Origin of the sequence: Xenorhabdus griffiniae, assembly GCF_015163655.1 — a bacterium.
GTDB lineage: Bacteria > Pseudomonadota > Gammaproteobacteria > Enterobacterales > Enterobacteriaceae > Xenorhabdus > Xenorhabdus griffiniae.
In genome coordinates this window covers 1-20,035 of the sequence record NZ_JADEUF010000074.1, presented here as the reverse complement: position 1 = coordinate 20,035, position 20,035 = coordinate 1, and the positions used below count along the sequence as shown (strand labels likewise).

General features: G+C 46.7%; 18 protein-coding genes and 2 pseudogenes. 19 read left to right on the top strand and 1 reads right to left on the bottom strand.

Features of this window, described 5'->3' with window-relative positions; all coding sequences use genetic code 11:
- The first annotated feature begins 389 nt into the window (after nucleotides 1-389).
- The 16 genes from IQ211_RS12425 (at nucleotide 390) to cobT (ending at nucleotide 14,808) form a co-directional block, all read left to right on the top strand.
- Complete coding sequence (locus IQ211_RS12425) at nucleotides 390-1,784, top strand: cobyrinic acid a,c-diamide synthase CobB (protein WP_189759934.1); 1,395 nt, start codon at nucleotides 390-392, stop codon at nucleotides 1,782-1,784.
- Complete coding sequence (gene cbiB, locus IQ211_RS12420) at nucleotides 1,781-2,740, top strand: adenosylcobinamide-phosphate synthase CbiB (protein ID WP_189759935.1); 960 nt, start codon at nucleotides 1,781-1,783, stop codon at nucleotides 2,738-2,740. Before IQ211_RS12425 ends, cbiB begins: the two co-directional genes overlap by 4 nt.
- A gap of 12 nt (nucleotides 2,741-2,752) precedes the next feature.
- Nucleotides 2,753-3,394 (top strand): cobalt-precorrin-8 methylmutase, encoded by a 642-nt coding sequence (locus IQ211_RS12415; protein WP_189759936.1) that lies wholly within the window; start codon nucleotides 2,753-2,755, stop codon nucleotides 3,392-3,394.
- Complete coding sequence (cbiD, locus tag IQ211_RS12410; RefSeq protein WP_189759937.1) at nucleotides 3,387-4,550, top strand: cobalt-precorrin-5B (C(1))-methyltransferase CbiD; 1,164 nt, start codon at nucleotides 3,387-3,389, stop codon at nucleotides 4,548-4,550. Before IQ211_RS12415 ends, cbiD begins: the two co-directional genes overlap by 8 nt.
- Nucleotides 4,547-5,167 carry a cobalt-precorrin-7 (C(5))-methyltransferase gene (locus tag IQ211_RS12405; protein WP_189759938.1) on the top strand — a complete coding sequence of 207 codons (621 nt, stop codon included), beginning with the start codon at nucleotides 4,547-4,549 and terminating at the stop codon, nucleotides 5,165-5,167. The genes cbiD and IQ211_RS12405 overlap by 4 nt, the downstream gene beginning before the upstream one ends.
- Nucleotides 5,164-5,748: a decarboxylating cobalt-precorrin-6B (C(15))-methyltransferase gene (locus IQ211_RS12400; protein WP_189759939.1), complete on the top strand. Its 585-nt coding sequence runs from the start codon at nucleotides 5,164-5,166 to the stop codon at nucleotides 5,746-5,748. The genes IQ211_RS12405 and IQ211_RS12400 overlap by 4 nt, the downstream gene beginning before the upstream one ends.
- Nucleotides 5,738-6,544, top strand: a complete 807-nt coding sequence (locus IQ211_RS12395) for a cobalt-precorrin-4 methyltransferase (RefSeq protein ID WP_399478166.1) — start codon at nucleotides 5,738-5,740, stop codon at nucleotides 6,542-6,544. The genes IQ211_RS12400 and IQ211_RS12395 overlap by 11 nt, the downstream gene beginning before the upstream one ends.
- 34 nt (nucleotides 6,545-6,578) lie before the next feature.
- A complete protein-coding gene (cbiG, locus tag IQ211_RS12390; RefSeq protein WP_189759951.1) occupies nucleotides 6,579-7,655 on the top strand; it encodes a cobalt-precorrin 5A hydrolase in 1,077 nt (358 codons plus the stop codon).
- A complete protein-coding gene (locus IQ211_RS12385) occupies nucleotides 7,649-8,374 on the top strand; it encodes a precorrin-3B C(17)-methyltransferase (RefSeq protein WP_189759941.1) in 726 nt (241 codons plus the stop codon). Before cbiG ends, IQ211_RS12385 begins: the two co-directional genes overlap by 7 nt.
- On the top strand, nucleotides 8,371-9,156 hold the full coding sequence (locus IQ211_RS12380) for a cobalt-precorrin-6A reductase (protein WP_189759942.1): 786 nt from the start codon (nucleotides 8,371-8,373) through the stop codon (nucleotides 9,154-9,156). The genes IQ211_RS12385 and IQ211_RS12380 overlap by 4 nt, the downstream gene beginning before the upstream one ends.
- A 23-nt stretch (nucleotides 9,157-9,179) precedes the next feature.
- Nucleotides 9,180-9,971: a sirohydrochlorin cobaltochelatase gene (gene cbiK / locus IQ211_RS12375; RefSeq protein WP_189759943.1), complete on the top strand. Its 792-nt coding sequence runs from the start codon at nucleotides 9,180-9,182 to the stop codon at nucleotides 9,969-9,971.
- Entirely contained in the window at nucleotides 9,968-10,726 is a 759-nt protein-coding gene (locus IQ211_RS12370) for a cobalt-factor II C(20)-methyltransferase (protein WP_189759944.1), read from the top strand. The genes cbiK and IQ211_RS12370 overlap by 4 nt, the downstream gene beginning before the upstream one ends.
- Before the next feature lie 36 nt (nucleotides 10,727-10,762).
- On the top strand, nucleotides 10,763-12,313 hold the full coding sequence (locus IQ211_RS12365) for a cobyric acid synthase (protein ID WP_189759945.1): 1,551 nt from the start codon (nucleotides 10,763-10,765) through the stop codon (nucleotides 12,311-12,313).
- Nucleotides 12,310-12,855 carry a bifunctional adenosylcobinamide kinase/adenosylcobinamide-phosphate guanylyltransferase gene (gene cobU / locus IQ211_RS12360; RefSeq protein WP_189759946.1) on the top strand — a complete coding sequence of 182 codons (546 nt, stop codon included), beginning with the start codon at nucleotides 12,310-12,312 and terminating at the stop codon, nucleotides 12,853-12,855. Before IQ211_RS12365 ends, cobU begins: the two co-directional genes overlap by 4 nt.
- Complete coding sequence (gene cobS / locus IQ211_RS12355) at nucleotides 12,852-13,610, top strand: adenosylcobinamide-GDP ribazoletransferase (protein ID WP_189759947.1); 759 nt, start codon at nucleotides 12,852-12,854, stop codon at nucleotides 13,608-13,610. Before cobU ends, cobS begins: the two co-directional genes overlap by 4 nt.
- A 112-nt stretch (nucleotides 13,611-13,722) precedes the next feature.
- Nucleotides 13,723-14,808, top strand: coding sequence for a nicotinate-nucleotide--dimethylbenzimidazole phosphoribosyltransferase (gene cobT, locus IQ211_RS12350; protein WP_189759948.1), 1,086 nt, complete (start codon nucleotides 13,723-13,725; stop codon nucleotides 14,806-14,808).
- 45 nt (nucleotides 14,809-14,853) lie between these two features.
- Here cobT and IQ211_RS12345 read toward each other — a convergent pair whose 3' ends face one another.
- Nucleotides 14,854-15,075, bottom strand: coding sequence for an AMP-binding enzyme (locus tag IQ211_RS12345; RefSeq protein ID WP_189759949.1), 222 nt, complete (start codon nucleotides 15,073-15,075; stop codon nucleotides 14,854-14,856).
- Between the two features lie 188 nt (nucleotides 15,076-15,263).
- On the opposite strand from IQ211_RS12345, the pseudogene IQ211_RS12340 reads away from it, so the two are divergent.
- From IQ211_RS12340 to IQ211_RS12330, 3 genes and pseudogenes are all read left to right on the top strand, one after another.
- A pseudogene (locus tag IQ211_RS12340) lies at nucleotides 15,264-15,820 on the top strand (IS5 family transposase); the annotation flags it as partial.
- Between the two features lie 285 nt (nucleotides 15,821-16,105).
- Nucleotides 16,106-16,488: pseudogene (locus IQ211_RS12335) on the top strand (Tn3 family transposase); the annotation flags it as partial.
- Between the two features lie 211 nt (nucleotides 16,489-16,699).
- Nucleotides 16,700-20,035: beta strand repeat-containing protein (locus IQ211_RS12330; RefSeq protein WP_193836367.1), on the top strand; the 3,336-nt coding region annotated here is incomplete at its 3' end.

The following is a 20,035-nucleotide window of genomic DNA, read 5'->3' as shown; positions in this document are numbered from 1 at the left end:
TTCTGGATTTGTGGTTTTACATTGGTTTTTATTTTGTTTGAAATAAAAATAATTTTTAATGATTCATAATCATGAACAAGATCACAAAAATAATAGAGGGTGTTTTTATAAAAATGAAAAGTGTGTATTTTGAAAATAAATTTATTTCTCAATTTTGTTTTTGTGCGAAATTAATATTGTGGTAATGCTTTTTATTAAGTTGCTTATTTGTTACGAAATAAAGGGGGGGTGGATATCCATGTTATTCATGGAATATTAATTATTTTGTCGAAAACGAACTAAGAGACGTTTATTTGATAAATATCAATGAATGAGAATCTGCGTTGCAGATTTAAAACTAATACCGATTTTAACACCAATACAGAATTTAAATGTTTTGGGATAAGCATATGCAACAGAAACATGCTTTTGTCATTGCAGGTACAAGTAGCGGGTGTGGTAAAACCACCGTTGCTCTCGGCATCATGCGAGCCTTGATGAACCGTTCACTGCGGGTACAACCGTTTAAAATCGGGCCAGATTATCTGGATGGTGGCTGGCATCATGCTGTGACGGGCATCGCTTCACGTAATCTTGATGCTTTCATGCTACCCGAATTCATTCTGAATGGTTTGTTTAACCAAGTTATGGCTGAACAAGATATTGCCGTAATTGAAGGGGTTATGGGGTTATATGATGGCTATGGTACTGATCCCAATTATTGCAGTAGTGCGGCAATGGCAAAGCAACTTGGCTGTCCGGTGGTTTTATTGGTGGACGGAAAGGCAGTTTCCACCTCAATAGCCGCTACGGTGATGGGATTTCAGCAATTTGATCCAGCGGTCAATATTGTGGGCGTGCTGATCAATCGCGTCAATCGCGATAGCCATTTTCAGTTATTAAAGCAGGCAATTGAAGGCTATTGCGGTATTCCTGTTTTGGGGCGGTTGCCGGTGATACCAGAGGTTACCCTTCCTTCCCGCCATCTCGGTCTGATCTCTGCACAAGAGCAAGTCAGCCAACGCGAAGAATGCTGGATTCGCCTGGCTCAGCAAATCGAAGCCTCAGTGGATTTGGATAAGTTGCTGACATTAACCCAGCTATCTTCCTTGCCAAAAGGCAATATTGATTCCCTTGTTGATCCTGTGATGGGGCAAGGCTTAACGCTGGCTCTGGCAGAAGATGAGGCATTCCACTTCTATTATCCTGATAACCTGTTGTTGTTGGAAAGAACGGGTGTGACTATCAAACGGTTTAGTCCCCTGCATGATCATCGGTTACCTGAATGCCAGATGATCTATTTAGGGGGTGGATACCCTGAGATTTATGCTCAGGCCCTGTCTTGCAATCACGCCATGCATACGGCATTACGTCAGGCGCAGCAAAAAGGCATTCCCATTTATGCGGAATGCGGCGGTTTGATGTATCTCGGCGATACCCTGATTGATGCAGATGGTGTACGGCATGGCATGGTAGGGTTGATTGCCGGTGAAAGCCAGATGGGAGATCACCTGAAACGCTTTGGTTACTGTGAAGCCATGGCGCTGTGTGATACGCCTTTAGTGGCGAAAGGGGAAACGTTACGCGGGCATGAATTCCATTATTCGGATTTTATCACGGCCCAATCACCCGTTTTTCAGTGTGTTAAATGGTCTGATCCAAAAGAAACCTTAAAAACAGTGCAGAAAAGCTGGCTGGGTGGTTACCAGAATGGCAATACCCTGACGAGCTATCTGCATATTCATTTTGCTCAACGCCCCCATGTGCTCCAGCGTTGGCTGATGATGGCACGGAGGCTGTTATGACCGTCTTATTGTGGTTTGCGGCTTTTATTCTGGATATGAAATTCGGTGATCCTCCCCATTGGCCGCATCCAGTGCGCTGGATGGGGCAACTTATCAACCGAATTGAGCAACTTATTCGCCGGATTTGCCAAACTGAAACCGACTTGAAATGGGGCGGAGTATTGTTATGGCTGGTGGTTGTAGGGAGTGTCTGGCTGGCGAGCTATTGGGTTTTGCAATTGGCCTATGGCGTGACGTTCTGGCTGGGATGTTTGGTTGAAGTTTGGCTGATTTATACCGTATTGGCCGGGCGTGGCTTAGGCGATGCGGCAAATGCTGTTTATCAGGCATTGCGTCAGGGAGATTTAGCGGCCAGCCGTCAACAGCTTGGCAAAATTGTCGGTCGGGACACTGGCCAATTGCAAACACCACAAATCAGCCGTGCCGCGATTGAAACCGTGGCAGAAAACAGCGTGGATGGCGTGATTGCTCCATTGTTCTTCTTAATGCTTGGTGGTGTTCCACTTGCCATGGCTTATAAGGCAATCAATACCCTTGATTCAATGGTGGGCTATAAAACACCCCACTATCGGGCATTGGGGATGTTTTCGGCGCGTATGGATGATGTGGCGAATTGGCTGCCTGCCCGTTTGGGCTGGCTTTTGCTGGCAATGGCCGCGAAATGGCAGGGATTGAATTTTAGGCAGGCGTTACGCATTGGCTGGCGTGATCGTTACCAACACAGTAGCCCCAATAGTGGCTGGCCGGAAGCAACTGTAGCAGGGGCATTGGGTATCCGTCTTGGCGGGCCGAATGTCTACTTTAATCAGCTTGTCGAAAAGCCGTGGATTGGTGATGCAAGGCGTGAAGTCACGCCTAATGATATCCCACAGTCTGTTCAGATGATGGTGGTGGCATCCGTGATAGCACTCCTGCTGTTTGCGCTGCTGCATAGTCTGGTCAGTGTAATGGTGTAAGGAGGGAACAGCATGAATGATTACATCCGTCAACCCCAACAGATCGAAAGTAATAGCTTTGCCATTATCAGCCAGCTTATTTTCGGATCGCGGCCTGATTATCGTTTTGTGAATGCGGATCAAGAAGCGGTGATCAAACGGGTGATCCATACCACGGCTGATTTTGACTGGCTTGATATTCTCTATTTTTCCCCTGATGTTTTGCGTCATATTCGCGACGGTATCTTGCGTGGTTGTACGTTATATACCGATACGACAATGGCGCTATCAGGCATCAATAAAACACGTCTGGCTCAGTATGGCAGCGAATGCCGTTGTTATGTCAGCGATCCCCGCGCCATGCAAATGGCAAAAGCCCAGCAAATCACACGTTCAATGGCAGCAGTCGATCTGGCCTTGCAAGAAGCGGGGGAGAAAATTTTTGTCTTTGGTAACGCCCCGACTGCGCTGTTTCGTTTGATGGAACATCAAGTTGCCCCGATTGCCATCGTTGGTGTGCCTGTTGGGTTTGTCGGCGCAGAAGAGTCAAAAAATGTCCTGATCAATAGCGGGTTAAATTGCATTGCAGCAAAAGGGCGCAAGGGGGGCAGTAATATTGCTGCCGCCATTATCAACGCCATTCTGTATCGGATGCCGGAGGTCAGGCATGAATGAAATCAGTGATACGCAGGCCAATGACCTCGGAATGGTTTGGCATCGGGGCAAGCAGTATCGCAAGGGCTACACCACGGGATCTTGTGCCACAGCCGCTGCCCGGGTTGCTGCATTGATGATCTTGCGCCAGCAGATTATTCACCAGATTTCGATTGTCACGCCTTCTGGTGTCACCTTGGCTTTGAATGTCGAACAACCCTTGATTGAGGGACAGCAGGCGGTTGCCGCTATCCGTAAAGATGGTGGCGATGATGTGGATGCAACCCACGGTATGTTGATTTTTGCCCGTGTTTCCCTGAATGACAGCGGTGTGATCACACTGGATGGCGGTGAAGGCATTGGCAGGGTAACGCGAGTGGGGGTGGGTTTGCCGATAGGCTGGGCAGCCATTAATAAAACCCCTCGCCATACCATTGAAGAAGCGGTACGGGAGGTCATCGGTCCGCACCGTGGGGCAGATATCGTCATCTTTGCTCCAGAAGGCGAGGAACGGGCGAAGAAAACCTATAACGACAGATTGGGAATTAAGGGGGGAATTTCGGTTATTGGCACGACAGGCATTGTGACACCGATGTCGGAAGAGAGCTGGAAACGTTCTCTGGCACTGGAATTAGAAGCCAAACGTGCCGCTGGGTTGGATCGCATTATTTTTGTACCAGGAAATCACGGTGAACGTTTTGTCAGTCAGCAGTTGGGTATTGATGCAAATTATGTCGTCACAATGAGTAATTTTGTCGGTTATATGTTGCAGGAAGCTGTGCGTCTGGAGTTCCGCCATATCGTTCTGGTAGGACATGTCGGCAAGTTGGTGAAAATCGCTGCCGGTATTTTTCATACCCACAGCCATATTGCTGATGGTCGCATGGAAACTCTGATTGCCAATCTGGCCTTGATAGGAGCACCTTTCGAACTGATTCAGGCCGTGGATCAATGTGATACCACCGAAGCGGCCATTGAGTTGATTGCAGAACGGGGCTGGCAGGCTGTATACCAACAGATTGCCCGGAAAATCTGCGGGCGTATTGACCAAATGCTACGTTTCGCCAGTGGTAAGCCGCAGTGTGATGCCATTCTCTTCTCTTTTGATAACCAGATCTTGGGCTGCAATCGGCCTGTAGACACGATAGTGAAGGATTTTATGGAGGATTGCCGATGATCACCGTTGTTGGTATTGGCCCCGGCGCCGCTGCAAACCAAACACTGGCGGCGTTGGAAGCTATCAGACAGGCGGAAGTATTGGTCGGAGGAAAACGCCATCTTGCCGAATTTCCTCATTTCAACGGGAAAACCCGCCGTTTGGATGCTGATGTGGATGGGTTGATGCAATGGCTTGAACAGAATCAGCATCGGCAAATTATTGTACTGGCATCGGGTGATCCTCTCTTTTATGGCATTGGCAAACGGATCACTGAGCATTTTTTTGGACAAAATATCCGCATTATCTCTGGCATCAGTTCAATCCAATATTTATGCGCCCAAATTTTGCTGGATATGAACGACATTTATCTCACCAGCAGCCACGGGCGCAAACCGGATTTTGATTGGCTCCTGCAACACGAAAAAATCGCCATGGTAACGGATGACGCCATTGGCCCTTACCAGATTGCGCAAGAAATTCTGGCACGCGGGCAGCAGCGGCATATGGTGATTGGTAAAAATTTATCCCATGAACAGGAACAAATTATTTGTTTGCAGGCGGAACAGGTTGTGCAACGCGGCGACATTGATTATGGCCTGAATGCAGTGGTGATTTTAAATGGTGAACCTGAATGAAAGATGAACTGTTTTTGCGCGGTCATCGCATCCCCATGACCAAAGAAGCCGTTAGAGCGCTGGCATTGGAACGATTGGAACTGGAAAAAGCCCACCGTTTTATCGATGTTGGTGCAGGTACTGGCAGCGTCAGTATTGAAGCGGCCTTGCGCTATCCCGCATTGGATATCCTTGCCATCGAACGCAAGGAAGAGGCCCTGTTATTGCTTGCTGAAAATATTCGGCATTTTGGCTGCCATCGGGTTCGTATCCAGTCTGGTATTGCCCCTATTCCATTGGACAACACCGCGGATGCTATTTTCATTGGCGGAACGGGAGGGTATCTGACAGACATCATTGATTGGGCATTATTGCACCTGAACTCAGGTGGACGTTTAGTCATGACTTTTATCCTGCTGGAAAACTTCACGCAAGCATTATCGTACTTGGGATCTTGTCGGGTGACAGCGCTTGATGGGCGTGAAATTCAGGTGGGAGAGCTGACGGCACTAGGGCAAGGACATTATTTCAAACCCAACAATCCCACTTATTTACTGTCCTGCCAGAAAGAGTCTGAGCAAAAGGAGGGGGATGATGCCTGAATATATTAATTCTGAACCGATAGATAACGTCAGTTTTGATCCTGAAAAAGTCTGGTTTGTTGGTGCGGGGCCGGGGGATAAGAGCCTGATTACTCTGAAAGGCTATCAATTATTACGTCAGGCGCACGTGGTGATTTATGCCGGTTCGTTGGTTAATCGGGAGTTACTGGATTATTGCCGTGCAGGTGCCGAATGCCATGACAGCGCGAGATTGACGTTAGCGGAAATCACGGCATTGATGGTAAATGGCGTGAAAGCGGGCAAATTGGTGGTTCGCCTGCAAACGGGGGATTTATCGCTGTTTGGCTCCATACGTGAACAGGCCGAAGAACTGGCAAATCATGCTATTGGTTTTGTCTCTGTGCCCGGAGTGAGTTCGTTTCTTGGGGCTGCTGCACAGTTGGGCGTGGAGTACACCGTACCCGAAATCGCGCAAAGTTTGGTTATCACTCGTATGGAAGGCAGAACGCCAATGCCGCCACGGGAAACGTTGGAAGCCTTCGCTGCTCACCAAACTTCAATGGCGATCTTCCTTTCGGTACAAAACATAACAGAGGTTGTGGCTCGGTTGATTCAGGGAGGATATGGACAGGAAACCCCGGTTGCGGTGGTTTACAAGGCAACCTGGCCGGATTGCCAGATAGTGCGGGGAACATTAGCGACGATTGCTGAACAGGTACGCAACGCTGGCATCCGTAAAACGGCCTTGATTCTGGTAGGGGCTTTTCTTGGCGAAGAGTATCACTACTCGAAATTGTACGATGCGAGGTTCAGCCATGAATACCGTAGTGCCTAACTTTATCTTACCTAAAACTGAGTTACCAAAAATAATGTCACCTAACAAAGAATATGCCTTGTTTTGCCTGACAGAAGGGGGAATGGCATTGGCTCGTCGTTTGCGAGCCCACTTAGCGGTGGATTGTTTCACTTCCCCGGAATTGGTGGCGAGTGACGTTATAGATGGCGGTAACGGGTTCAAGGCATTTGAAGGCGGTTTTGCCAATATGGTACGCAAGGTATTCACCCAATATGGTGCGTTGATCATGGTTGGCGCGACGGGGATTGCCATTCGGATTATTGCTCCTCTGCTCAAGGACAAAATGACTGATCCAGCGGTCGTCGTATTGGATGAAAAAGGACAATTTGCTATCAGTTTATTATCGGGACATATGGGAGGCGCGAATAAACTGGCACAACAGATTGCAGATATTCTCGATGGTCAGGCGGTGATCACCACTGCAACCGATGTTAACCAGGTTGCCGCATTGGATCTGTTATCGCAAGAAATTGATGGAACAATGGAGAATTTCCGGACGAATGTCAAAACCGTTAACCAAATGCTGGTCAATGGCAAGCGGGTAGGAATATGGTGGCACCCGAACTTGAGTGATGAAAAAGATCGCTATGACCCGCGTGGGTTTATTCCTGTTGACTCTCTGGAAGAGCGGCCTGAGCTGGATGCTCTGGTATACATCAGCTATGAACGGACAAATCTGGCACTGGCAATCCCGACTTTTAAATTAATCCCCTGCCGTATTGTTGCAGGCATTGGTTGTCGGCGGGGGGTGGAAGCGGAACGGCTCGCAAAATTATTAGATCGCCATCTGGCGGAACACAACCTTGAATCTTTGGCGTTAAAAGCCGTCGGCAGTGTTGAACTGAAAAAAAATGAACCGGCGTTAATTCAATTGGCACAAGAGCGCCAAATTCCATACCAAATCTTCTCTGTTAATCAGCTTGCTCAGTGTGAACAGACATTTCCGGTTTCTGAATTTGTCCGAAAAACGGTGGGCATAGGCTGTGTCTCCCAACCTGTGGCCTGGCTAATGAGTCAGGGGCATCTGGTTGGCCATACCCTGCGTGAGCAGGGCGTCACCATCACATTAGGAGTATTGCATCCATGTTAACAGTCATTGGAATTGGTCCCGGCAGTGAAGCCATGATGACGCAGGAGGCGATTGCGGCATTGAAAGCGGCTGACATCGTGGTGGGTTACAAAACCTATACCCATCTGGTGAAACCGCTGGTAGGCGATAAAGAAGTTATCAAAACTGGCATGTGCAAAGAGATTGAACGTTGCCAGACAGCCATTGAGTTGGCCGAGCAAGGTAAAAATGTGGCGGTAGTTTGTAGTGGTGATGCGGGTATTTATGGCATGGCAGGCTTGATTTTGGAATTGGTCAGCCAGCAAAAGCGCAATGTAGACGTTCGGTTGGTGGCGGGAGTGACGGCAAGTACGGCTTGCGCTGCCTTGCTTGGTGCACCATTGATGCATGATTTTTGTCATATCAGCCTAAGTGATCTGCTCACCCCGTGGGAAGTCATTGAAAAGCGGGTTCAGGCTGCGGCAGAAGCCGATTTTGTGGTCTGTTTCTATAATCCGCGCAGTCGCGGACGGGAAGAACATTTGGCACGGGCATTTTCCTTGATGGCGCCGTGGAAATCACCAGAAACGCCCGTTGGTGTGGTGAAAGCGGCAGGGCGCAAACAGGAAGATAAATGGCTGACGACTTTTGGCTCAATGGATTTTTCCCGTGTTGATATGCGCAGTCTGGTGATAGTGGGTAACCAGTCAACGTATATACGTGATGGTCTGATGATCACGCCGAGAGGATACAAGCTATGAGACAACCATTGATTCACATTTTTGGCGGTACGAGCGATGCCCGCCAGATTTGTGTGATGATGGATGTTGCCAGAATAGATTATGGCTTATCAGTGGCGACGCCGACGGGGGCACAGCAGGCGATGGGGGTTCGCGGTGAAATTGTTACCGGCAGGATGGAAGTCGAAGAGATGACCGAATATTTGCGAAAGCGAGGGACGAAAATGGTCATTGATGCGTCCCATCCTTATGCTGAACGGCTGAGCCAAAACATTGTCAACGCTTGCCAAAAGCTAGGTATCCCTCTTATTCGTTATATTCGTCCCAGCGATATTGATGCTATTGAACATCCCCTTATCTATAAAGTGGCAACTATTAAGCAAGCGTGTGAAATAGCAACCAGTTTGGCAACCCGTATTTTGCTGACAACCGGCAGTAAGCAATTGGCCGACTATGTGGCACACCTGACAGGAAAAACCGTACTGGCCCGTGTATTGCCCACCGCAGAAGTTTTGGCACTGTGTGAATCTTGTGGTTTGTCAGTTGATCAGATTTTTGCCCTGAAAGGGCCATTCAGTGCCAATTTCAATCGGGCATTTTACCAATTTTGTCAGGCAGAAGTCGTAATTACCAAAGAATCTGGTGAGCAAGGAGGATTCAGGGAAAAAGTGGAGCCTTGCCTTTCCCTTGGGCTGCCCTGCATTGTGCTCTGTCGTCCAGGGCAGCAATTTACCGGAGAAGGGATCACGCAGGCCAATGGATTGGAAGAGATGTCACAGTTATTGGCGAATTTTGGTACGTAAAGAAACCAATAAGGAAAAGCGAAATGAAAAAAGCATTATTGGTGATAAGTTTCGGAACCAGTTATCCCGAAACGCTGAAAAACAATATTGAAGCCTGTGAGCAGCAATTAGCCTCAGTGTTTCCAGACAGGGAACTATTTCGAGCCTTTACCTCTGGCATGATCATTCGCAAATTGCGTCAGCGCGATGGCATTCACATTGATACTCCCCACGATACACTGACCAGATTGCATCACGCAGGTTATCACGATGTTGCTGTTCAATGCCTGCATATCATTAATGGCGATGAATATGAAAAAGTGCGGCGTGAGGTTGAGAAATTTCGCCCTCGTTTTAAGCGGTTGGTGCTGGGTACGCCTCTGCTTAGCCACTTTGATGATTATCTGCAATTGATGCGGGCACTGCGCCACCAGCTTCCGCGGTTGGCAGAAAATGAATGTGTCGTTTTTATGGGACACGGTACAACCCACCCTGCTTTTTCTGCCTATGCCTGTTTAGATCACCTGATGAGCCACTCCCATTTTCCGGCACGGGTAGGCGCGGTCGAAAGTTACCCCGAACTTCCTCTGATCATCAAAGGATTAAAAGAGCAAAAAATCCGCAAGGCTTATTTGATGCCATTGATGCTGGTGGCAGGCGATCATGCCACTAATGATATGGCTTCCAATGAAGAAGACTCCTGGAAATCACAGTTGGAGGATGCGGGAATTGTTGCGATCCCCTGGTTACAGGGATTGGGAGAAAACCCAATGATTCGGCAAATGTTCGTCGATCACCTTGCCTATGCGCTTAATGATCAGGAGAAAGCCTTATGAACGAAACAGCAACAGCAGGAAAACTGTATGTTCTGGGTGTTGGCCCAGGAGGTAGTGATCTGGTGACTGTACGGGCTGCGCGTATTCTTTCTGAGCTTGATGTGATCTATACTCCGACGGGAAAAAAAGGCACCAAAAGTCTCGCCCACTCCATCATTGAAGAATACCTTTCGCCGAACACTCACGTTTGCACTTATCACTTTTTAATGAAAGCCGACATGTCAGCAAAACAAGCGGTGTGGGATGAAGTGGCGCAAAATTTGAAAGAGGAAGTCGCGAATGGCAGGAAAGTCGGTTTTATCACTTTGGGCGATCCCATGCTGTTTAGTACATGGGTATTTCTTTTGCAGCGGTTGGTGTCGCAACAGATGACTTCTCCCTCATGGCTGGAAATTGTGCCGGGGATCACCTCATTTTCTGCTATTGCTGCCGCCAGTGCGATGCCACTGGCGATGGAGGATCAGACATTGGCTGTGATTGCCTGTACCGCTTCTGAAGCTGTCTTAGAGCAAGCATTACTCAATTACGACTGCATTGTCCTGATGAAAGTCTACTCGCGTTTTTCCCTGATCTGTGACCTGCTGCAACGTCACAATCTGTTAGAACATGCGTTGATGATGGCTGATGCGACTTTACCGACTGAGCAATGTTGGCATAATCTCGCCACACTGTCCTTCAGCGAAAAAGAGAGGATGCAGGAATTATCATATTTTTCAACGATTTTAGTTAATAAAAACTGGCAATTATCAAGGTAAGTGGTGAGGGTGGGGTAAAGTACAGGAGAAAATAGAATGACATTATCGCTGATGGTTCAGGGAACGGCATCTGATGCAGGCAAAAGTGTGCTGGTAGCGGGATTTTGTCGGATATTTGCCCAAGATGGCTATCGCTGCACTCCCTTTAAGTCACAGAATATGGCGCTTAATTCTGGGATTACCGCAGACGGTAAAGAGATGGGACGAGCGCAGATATTTCAGGCGGAAGCAGCAGGGATTGCGCCGGATGTACGGATGAATCCTGTATTGTTAAAACCCACCAGCGATCGCAAGGCCCAGGTGGTTTTTATGGGAAAAATGATGTGCAGCATGAATGCGGTGGAATATCACGAATATAAGCCGCAATTGCTCCAGCAGATTTTGATGGCATATAACGGGTTAGCGGCAGAAACGGATATCATGGTGTTAGAAGGGGCGGGCAGTCCGGCTGAGATCAATTTGCGTGATCGCGATATTGTTAATATGGGGATGGCTGAATTAGTGGATGCTCCAGTCATTTTGGTAGCAGATATTGATCGGGGTGGTGTATTTGCATCCATCTATGGCACATTAGCCTTGCTTAAACCTGCGGAAAAAGCGCGTATCAAGGGGGTGATCATCAATAAATTTCGCGGTGATATCGCTTTGTTGCAATCAGGCATCGATCAGATCGAAGCCTTGACACAAGTACCGATATTGGGGGTGTTGCCGTGGCTGGAGCTTGATCTGGAAGATGAAGACAGCGTCGCGTTACAGGTAGGTAAATATGATCGACAGCAACAAAAAACAGAAGACTGTCTGGATATTGCTGTCATCCAATACCCCCATATTGCCAATTTCACCGATTTCAATGCACTGGCTGCTCAACCGGACGTGTTTTTGCATTATGTCTCCGAACCTTCTGAACTTCAGGAAGCCGATCTTATTATTCTTCCCGGCAGCAAGAATACATTGGCAGATTTGGCATGGTTGAAAACCCAGGGTTTTGAGCAGGCAATTATCATAGCCCGGCAGAAAAATGTGCCGATTATCGGGATCTGCGGTGGTTATCAAATGTTAGGTAAGCAGATCGTGGATGGCGTGGAATCCGGCTTAACTCAAATGGCAGGATTAGGTTTATTGGATACGGAAACCCATTTTGCCAATGAAAAACAGACCGCGCAGGTTGAGGGCGTAGTTATGCCTGCATTGTCAGGTATGCTGAAACTATGTAGCGAACAACCCATTGCGGGCTATGAAATCCATATGGGAACCACTCGGCTTGGCCAGCAGGCAACACCTTTTGCTCAAATACATTGGCGCAATAGTGGGGAAAAAAATGGATTTGAGGGTGCAGTTGCTCAAGATGGGTTGGTAATGGGCAGTTATCTGCATGGCCTGTTTGATCAAAACACGTTTACCCGCCCACTATTAAATCAATTGCGTATCAGAAAAGGTGACGTTCCACTGGAAAATGTGGCGTTTAATTACTTCCAGCACAAAGAAAAACAATTCAATAGGTTGGCTACCAGTATGCGTGAGCATCTGGATATCGCGCGGATTTATCAATTAATGCATGAACACACCTCTGGCGGAGTGATGCCATGATTTTGGTGACTGGCGGTGCTCGCAGTGGCAAGAGTAGCTATGCTGAACGCTTGCTCACTAAACAGTGCGAGCAAGTGTTATATATCGCGACGGCACAGGTTACAGATGAAGAGATGGCGGCGCGTATTAAGCGACATAAACAGGAGCGTCCAGCACATTGGCGAACCTGGGAAGGCCATCAAAATTTAGGCTCTGTTATCCGCCAGCACCGCCAACCCCAAGAGGGCGTTATACTAGAGTGTGTTACCACACTAATTGCTAACTTGTTGTTTGACTTATCGGGTGGTGTATCACCTGATGAACTTGATTTCACCTCATTAGAGGTGATTATCCATCACCAGATTGATGATCTGGTTGATGCTAGCTTGATGTGTCCAATGCCAGTATATTTGGTGACCAACGAGTTGGGGATGGGCATTACACCTGAAAATCGATTGGCACGCCATTTTGTCGATATTGCTGGACGTGCCAACCAAAAGTTGGCTCAAGCGGCTAAAGAAGTCTGGCTGATAGTTTCGGGCATTGGAGTGAAGATCAAATGAAACTGCATCTTTTTTGGGCCACACTACAGTTTATGACACGGCTTCCGATCCCCAAAAAGTGGGCGACAGGTGTCGATTTTCGTCAATATTGGCGTGGTGTGCCTTATTTTCCGTTGATTGGGTTCATTGTTGGTGGTCTGGCTGGGCTGGTATCACTTTCGATCAGCCAGTCGGGTGGGGGAATGTATATTGGTGCGATGGGTTATGTGTTGGCTTTGGTGTTATTGACGGGAGGGTTGCATGTAGATGGACTGGCGGACACGTGTGATGGGCTTTTTTCCTCTCGCCAGCGTAAAGAAATGCTGGAAATTATGCGCGATAGCCGACTTGGAACGTATGGTGGTGTTGGGTTAATTTTCTGTCTTGCCCTCAAAACATTCGCTGTTGCTGAATTATCTTATCATTCTCCCTTTTATTTACTTGCCTTGTTGACCTGTGCATCGATTGTCGGACGAACAGCCGTGGTGCTTTTAATGTATGCGCAACGTGACGCCCGTGAAGGCGCGGGAATGGGAAGCAGTTACATTGGCCAAATTAGCTTCTCTGCAACTACGCTGACTTTGTTGGCTGGTATTGTATTGGTGATGGTGCTGGGGAATTGGCAAACTTTGTCGGCAATGATGGTGTCATTGCTTGTGGTTTACGGGCTTGCCCTCTATTTCAATTATCGTCTTGGTGGACAAACGGGCGATACGCTGGGAGCTTCTATTGAGGTAGGAGAAATTGTTTTTTTGCTGGCAATGATTTGGCAATAACGACCTATCAATGCTGTGTGGTCTTTTGCCTTCCCAGCAAGGAGCTATAACCACGTGAAATTTACCACTTTGCACGTATTCAACGCCGAGACAGAATGTTGGATGGATAAACATGACACTACAATCATTGATTGATGCGATCCAACCCTTAGATCGGGGAAATATGGAAAAAGCGGCACAGCACATTGACAGCCTAGTCAAGCCACCGGGAAGTTTGGGGCGTCTTGAAGCGTTGGCGATACAATTATCGGGTATGCCAGGTATTGTTGGCCTACAAAATCTGCAAAAAGAGATTATCGTCATGTGTGCTGATCATGGTGTATATGACGAAGGTGTGGCTATTTCACCTAAAAACGTTACGGCCATACAGGCACGCAATATGTTGAAAGGATTAACAGGTGTTTGTGTGCTGGCGAAAAACAGTGGAACGCATGTTTTGCCGGTGGATATTGGCATAGATTGTGATCCTATCGAACACATGTTGTCCCTTAAAATCGCACGGGGCTGCGGTAATATTGCCAAGGGAGCTGCGATGGATTATGGACACGCTGAAATGTTGTTGCTGACAAGCGCACAATTGGTGCAACAGCGTATTGCGGCAGGAATAACGGTATTTGGTATTGGTGAGCTGGGAATTGCCAATACGACTGCGGCAGCCGCGGTTATCAGTGTCCTGACAGGCAATGATCCCTGTGATGTGGTTGGGTTAGGCGCTAACTTTCCTTCTGAGCGGCTGGCGTATAAACAATCCATTGTGCGGCAGGCTATTGCCATCAATCAACCAGATCACAATAACGCCATTGATGTGTTGGCAAAAGTGGGCGGATTTGAACTTGTCGGCATGGCTGGTGTGATTCTGGGGGCGGCGGCTTCTGGTGTACCTGTGATACTTGATGGTTTTTTGTCCTATGCATCAGCATTAGCCGCATGTCAACTATCTCCCATCGCACGGGAGTATTGCATCCCTTCCCATCTGTCAGCAGAAAAAGGTGCGGCGTTGGCGCTACGATATTTGAATTTGCAACCCTACTTGCATTTAGATTTACGCCTTGGTGAGGGGAGTGGTGCGGCCATGGCGATGTCGCTGATTGACGCAGCCTGCTCGATGTATTGCCATATGGGAAAATTGGCAAGCAGTGGGATCAATTTACCGGCGTTAGAAAAGCCGCACGTAATAGCGCCGTCTTTAAACATATAAATTAAGCCCAAGGGATTAATTTATCGTTATTTTATGCTGGCTATATTAGTCTTTGACACGTTTTCTCAATTGATCTTTTACCACTTTGCCATTGGCATTTCGCGGTAAAGTTACAAAAGTATATCCTTTAGGGCGTTTATAGCGTGCTATTACCGTACAAATATAATCGTCTAACTCTTGCTCCGTGATTGTTGTATTTTCATCGAGTTCAATAAAAGCATGGGGAACTTCTCCCCTTAACGGGACTATAAGTGCCGAAATCTTCATAAAATCCCTTAGCTGATATTATACAATGCTCAAGCCCTTCAAAATACTTTTGAAACTTTTGTAATAAATCTCCAGAAAAATTATCCTGATTTTTTATTAGGGCGTGTTGACGTTTTGTGAGGGGAATTTGAACAACATGATGATCTGGTATCATTGTCTTCGCGAAAAAACCATTACCCCAGCTCATCATGCCAGAAACAATGTTATCAAAATCTTTATGGAATACGCTAGCTGTATTGATGCGACAATATGGGGGCATTTACTACAAATAAGAACATTACCTAACTTTCGAAGGGATACTTTATCGAATGAGAACGGGATGTCCGTGGCGGGATTTACCCGAGGAATTCGGAAAATGGAATACCTTTTTAAGCGTTTCAATGCTTGGTCAAAAAAAGGGATTTTTGAGCTATTATTCAAATTGTTATCTGAGAATACGGATACCGAGTGGTTATTCATTGATGGCAGTATTGTGCGTGCTCATCAACACAGTTCAGGAGCCGTATCAACGGAAGATGAAGCCATTGGCAAGAGTCGAGGTGGGCGTTCTACAAAAATTCATTTGGCTGTAGACAGTTACGGCTTGCCCGTGCATTTTGAGCTATCAGGGGGCCAAACACATGACATTGTCCATGCGGAAAGGTTAGTTGCACATTCACCTACATCCAATTTTGTGGTTGCGGATAAAGGTTACGATAGTCACGTGTTCAGAAGTTTCGTTGAAAAACGAGGTTCGAAGCAGGTAGGCGTGTTATTGCAGGTACAGAGATTCCTTGTTGTTTTTCATTTGTCTCATGCTTTAGTTTTCGATTAATTATTAATCGGCATTTTATCGATTTTTTTATAAAAAATTACAGTGAAGAGCTTCACTCGATATCTTACAGGTTTAATTATTAATTTCTTTAATGAGATGCAAGTTTTTGTCATTTCAGACGAGGGTTTTTGAGAATCACAAAGAGGTTTTTTTGTATAACCCATCATCAAGGCATCGTGATTCTCAAAATCCATTCTTGAAACTCTATTCTCAATTGCCTACCTGCGTGATCCTCAGTTAGAACGGAACGTACACCGCTCACAGAACCGGGTTGAGTCTTATCGTCAACTCCAACTCCGTTCAGCCATCGCACAGGTCGGTGGCAAAAAGGAACTTACCGGACGAACTGACATCGAAACGGAAATCAGTAATCAGTGTGGGAGATTGATTGCTAACGCAATCATCTACTTAACTCTGCGATTTTATCCCGATTACTGAATAAACCGGAGGTATCAGACAACATCAAGACGTGGGCATTAATAACCTAGCTGTCCCCTGTTGCTTGGCAACACATTTTGCTGAATGGGCATTATACCTTCCAGAACGAAGGGAAAATTATTGACCTTGATGCGCTCATAGCAGAGCTAAATTTCGGCTGACGAAATTTTCGGCGATTCCAGCTTAGAACCCCATATAGAAATATTTCAATTCTTGACAGGAATAATCGACGAAATAGTAAAGTTATTCTAAAGTATTGGTATTCAAAGGAGCTTCACTATTTTGTTTTCGCTAACAAACACTTTGATTAGTACCTCAGACAATTTAGCACTCTTACTTAAATGAAAATTAGGTTATTTAGGTGTCCCTTTTATGAAGATATACGAACGCATTGTATTGCGAATAGCCCTTAGAGTGGTTTTATTTATTTCTGGAATGAATGTTAATGCAATAGCGGTTGCATCATCATGTGGTCCTTCAATTTCTGATGCTGAGACAGAACCCTGTAATCTGTCAAGTGGTGATAATCTTATTATCAATAAAGGTGCATCGATTAATGCCCCTAAAGGGTTAGCACATGGATTTGATCATTACGGTCTAAAATACAGTGCAGTTAATGTCGGAGAGAACAATAATCTGGCATCAAAAACTTTAGTTGGTAACATTGAGAATAATGGAACTTTGCAGGGATCTAGTGGAGTCACAGTAACTTACACTGGTTCTGTTGAAAAGCTACTCAATCACGGAACAATAAGTGGAGGAGTGTCTGGAGCCGTTTGGGTTTCTGGTCGAATAAACACGTTAGATAATGATGGTTCAATTAATGCCAGCAATGACTCTAACTCATTGAATGCAATACAAATACAACCTGCGAGTGGCCCATCTGATGATGGTAAATATGGATTCATAGATACCATCAAAAATCGGGAGAAAGGATCATTATGTAAAGGAATGTCGCATTGTACGCCATCTATTGATGGAATATCTGTTGAAACTGCAACACTTAAGACACTCGATAATTATGGGATACTGAAATCTCAGAAAAATAACATTCTATCTAATCTCGCAACGTTTGATATCGATGTTGGCGGTAATGTTGGCACTTTCAATAATAATGGGACAGTAACTGGCCTCTATCACGGCGTTCTGATTCGAGGTGGGGGATACCTCGAAAACCTGAATAATAACTCCGGGAGTAAAGGGATCACGGCTGACCAGGACGCAATTCAGGTCACTGGGCAGGGTATGGCTGAATTGGATATTAATCCCCAGATCAGGCCGTCTAAAATTAAACAAATTACCAATGCTTCCTTGTTATATGGAAAGAAAAATGGAATTCATATCGACGATAAAGGCGTTATTGATACCATCACGAATTTGGATGGGGGTGTAATAAAGGGAGACCAATTCTCTATAAAGAATAATGGCACCATTACTAACGATATTCAGAATTCAGGTGCAATTGGTGGCAATGTAGAGCTTGGCAGTGCCAGCCTTTATATGTCTGGTCCACATGCAACCTTGGAGGGCAATGTGTCTGGGGCGAAAAATTCAATTGTCACTATAGGGGGAAAAGGAGTTACAACGGAAAATCTGGATCTTACCTATATCCACCATATGAATATTGGCAAGGTCAGTATATTATCCGGCAGCACGTTGCGTCTGGGTGACGGACATAAAACAGGAAGTGTTTCCAGTAATATTGATAATCAGGGAAATCTTTATTTCAATCCTAGTGATAAAGCGATTTATGACCACATTATCAGCGGAACAGGTGCTGTTCACCAAATGGGTAGCAGTACAACCATTTTGACGGGGGCAAACCCCTATACCGGTGAGACAAAAATCGAATCGGGTACTTTGCAACTTGGTGATAAAGGAACAGCGGGAAGCATTGATAAGACTTCCAAAGTGACAATCGGGCAGGACGGTGTACTGGCCTTCGACCGAACAAATCCCACTCTCTTTGCCGTTGATATTGAAGGCGACGGTTCCCTTCGCCAACAGGGTATAGGTGATTTAACTCTGACCGGTAATGTGACCACGGGTAAACCGATCACAGTGACATCAGGCAAATTGCGGTTTGGTGATGGCAACACTATAGGCAAACTCTCGCTCGCCGGAATCGACAACAAAGGCGCGGTTGTCGTTGCCGGTACGAAGAACAGTGTGGTGACACTCGATGGTGAGATAAGCGGGACAGGCACTTTGGAGATCGCCGGCGGCAAAGCTATCATAACCAGTGACAGCAACTACTCGGGCCAGACTAGCATTGGCAATGGCGCAACGTTACAGCTCGGTCATGGTGGAACGACCGGAAACCTGACCAAAAGCGATATCTTAAACAAAGGCACTCTGGCACTCAATTTGAGTGGAACAAGCAACTTTGATGGTGTTATTTCTGGAAGTGGTCATATTGATAAAATTGGCGCTGGCGTAACGAGGCTAAGTTCGGATTCCTTGGCTTTTACAGGATCAACGCGTGTTGAAAGTGGGACTCTTGTCGTTGACGGCCAGCTGGGCACAACAACCTCGACCTTCAATGTTAAAAATGGGGGAGAGGTTAATGGTACGGGCATCATTGGCGGCACGGCAACGATCGAAAGCGGCGGTCACCTTACAGGCAAACAAGGTGATACTCTGACATTTAGCAAAGATCTTATTCTCAATAGCGGCGCAAATGTGGATATTTCGCTCGGGGCAAAGGGTGTCTCCGCGCCGGCATTATTTGATGTTCATGGTGATCTGACACTGGCAGGAACGCTTAATGTCACGGATCTTGGCGGATTAGCAGCAGGTGAATACGATATATTTCACTATGGCGGCACCTTAACCGATAACGGAATGACGCTCACTGGTGGAAAACCGGACTCATTCTCTCTCGGTACAAATAGAAACCATGAAGTCCATCTCATCAATACTGGCGGCATGATCCTGAATTATTGGGATGGTGCTGACATCAGTAAACACAACAATAATGCCATTGATGGTGGTGATGGTATTTGGCAGGTCGGTGGAAATGATAACTGGACGTCAAAAACAGGAGATTCCAATGCCAGTTGGAAAAACACTGACCAGTTTGCCATTTTCTCAGGGACCGCAGGGACTGTGCAGGTAGATAATAGCGGCGGCAATGTCACTGTCAATGGTATGCAGTTTAGCGCCGATGGTTACAAAATCACTGGGGCTTCCCTGACTTTAGAAAATGATAAAACAGGCAGTGCCAAAATTCGTGTTGGAACGGGTAATAAGTCAACTGCTGGTAGGGTTGCCACGATTGAATCAACCCTGACGGGTTCGGCTACACTTGAGACAACGGATGATGGTACGTTGGTTTTGAAAGGTGAGAATAATTATACCGGCGGCACGAAAGTGACGCGGGGTGTTCTCCAGATAGGGGACGGTGGCACCCAGGGCAGCATTTCCGGTGATGTGGTCACAGGCAGTAAAGGGACGCTGGCTTTTGACCGCTCGGATGCCGTGACGTTTGGCGGCAATATCACCGGCGAAGGCAAACTTATTCAAAACGGTAAAGGGACGCTGGCGCTTACCGGCACGAATGCTCATTCGGGCGGCACGACAGTGACGCAGGGTGTCCTCCAGATAGGGGACGGTGGCACCCAGGGCAGCATTTCCGGTGATGTGGTCACAGGCAGTAAAGGGACGCTGGCTTTTGACCGCTCGGATGCCGTGACGTTTGGCGGCAAT

What these genes read in the sequence shown, in the direction of transcription:
- IQ211_RS12425 (WP_189759934.1), top strand. Translation starts at nt 390, where the DNA reads ATGCAACAGAAACATGCTTTTGTCATTGCAGGTACAAGTAGCGGGTGT.
- cbiB (WP_189759935.1), top strand. Translation starts at nt 1,781, where the DNA reads ATGACCGTCTTATTGTGGTTTGCGGCTTTTATTCTGGATATGAAATTC.
- IQ211_RS12415 (WP_189759936.1), top strand. Translation starts at nt 2,753, where the DNA reads ATGAATGATTACATCCGTCAACCCCAACAGATCGAAAGTAATAGCTTT.
- cbiD (WP_189759937.1), top strand. Translation starts at nt 3,387, where the DNA reads ATGAATGAAATCAGTGATACGCAGGCCAATGACCTCGGAATGGTTTGG.
- IQ211_RS12405 (WP_189759938.1), top strand. Translation starts at nt 4,547, where the DNA reads ATGATCACCGTTGTTGGTATTGGCCCCGGCGCCGCTGCAAACCAAACA.
- IQ211_RS12400 (WP_189759939.1), top strand. Translation starts at nt 5,164, where the DNA reads ATGAAAGATGAACTGTTTTTGCGCGGTCATCGCATCCCCATGACCAAA.
- IQ211_RS12395 (WP_399478166.1), top strand. Translation starts at nt 5,738, where the DNA reads ATGATGCCTGAATATATTAATTCTGAACCGATAGATAACGTCAGTTTT.
- cbiG (WP_189759951.1), top strand. Translation starts at nt 6,579, where the DNA reads ATGTCACCTAACAAAGAATATGCCTTGTTTTGCCTGACAGAAGGGGGA.
- IQ211_RS12385 (WP_189759941.1), top strand. Translation starts at nt 7,649, where the DNA reads ATGTTAACAGTCATTGGAATTGGTCCCGGCAGTGAAGCCATGATGACG.
- IQ211_RS12380 (WP_189759942.1), top strand. Translation starts at nt 8,371, where the DNA reads ATGAGACAACCATTGATTCACATTTTTGGCGGTACGAGCGATGCCCGC.
- cbiK (WP_189759943.1), top strand. Translation starts at nt 9,180, where the DNA reads ATGAAAAAAGCATTATTGGTGATAAGTTTCGGAACCAGTTATCCCGAA.
- IQ211_RS12370 (WP_189759944.1), top strand. Translation starts at nt 9,968, where the DNA reads ATGAACGAAACAGCAACAGCAGGAAAACTGTATGTTCTGGGTGTTGGC.
- IQ211_RS12365 (WP_189759945.1), top strand. Translation starts at nt 10,763, where the DNA reads ATGACATTATCGCTGATGGTTCAGGGAACGGCATCTGATGCAGGCAAA.
- cobU (WP_189759946.1), top strand. Translation starts at nt 12,310, where the DNA reads ATGATTTTGGTGACTGGCGGTGCTCGCAGTGGCAAGAGTAGCTATGCT.
- cobS (WP_189759947.1), top strand. Translation starts at nt 12,852, where the DNA reads ATGAAACTGCATCTTTTTTGGGCCACACTACAGTTTATGACACGGCTT.
- cobT (WP_189759948.1), top strand. Translation starts at nt 13,723, where the DNA reads ATGACACTACAATCATTGATTGATGCGATCCAACCCTTAGATCGGGGA.
- IQ211_RS12345 (WP_189759949.1), bottom strand. Translation starts at nt 15,075, where the DNA reads ATGAAGATTTCGGCACTTATAGTCCCGTTAAGGGGAGAAGTTCCCCAT.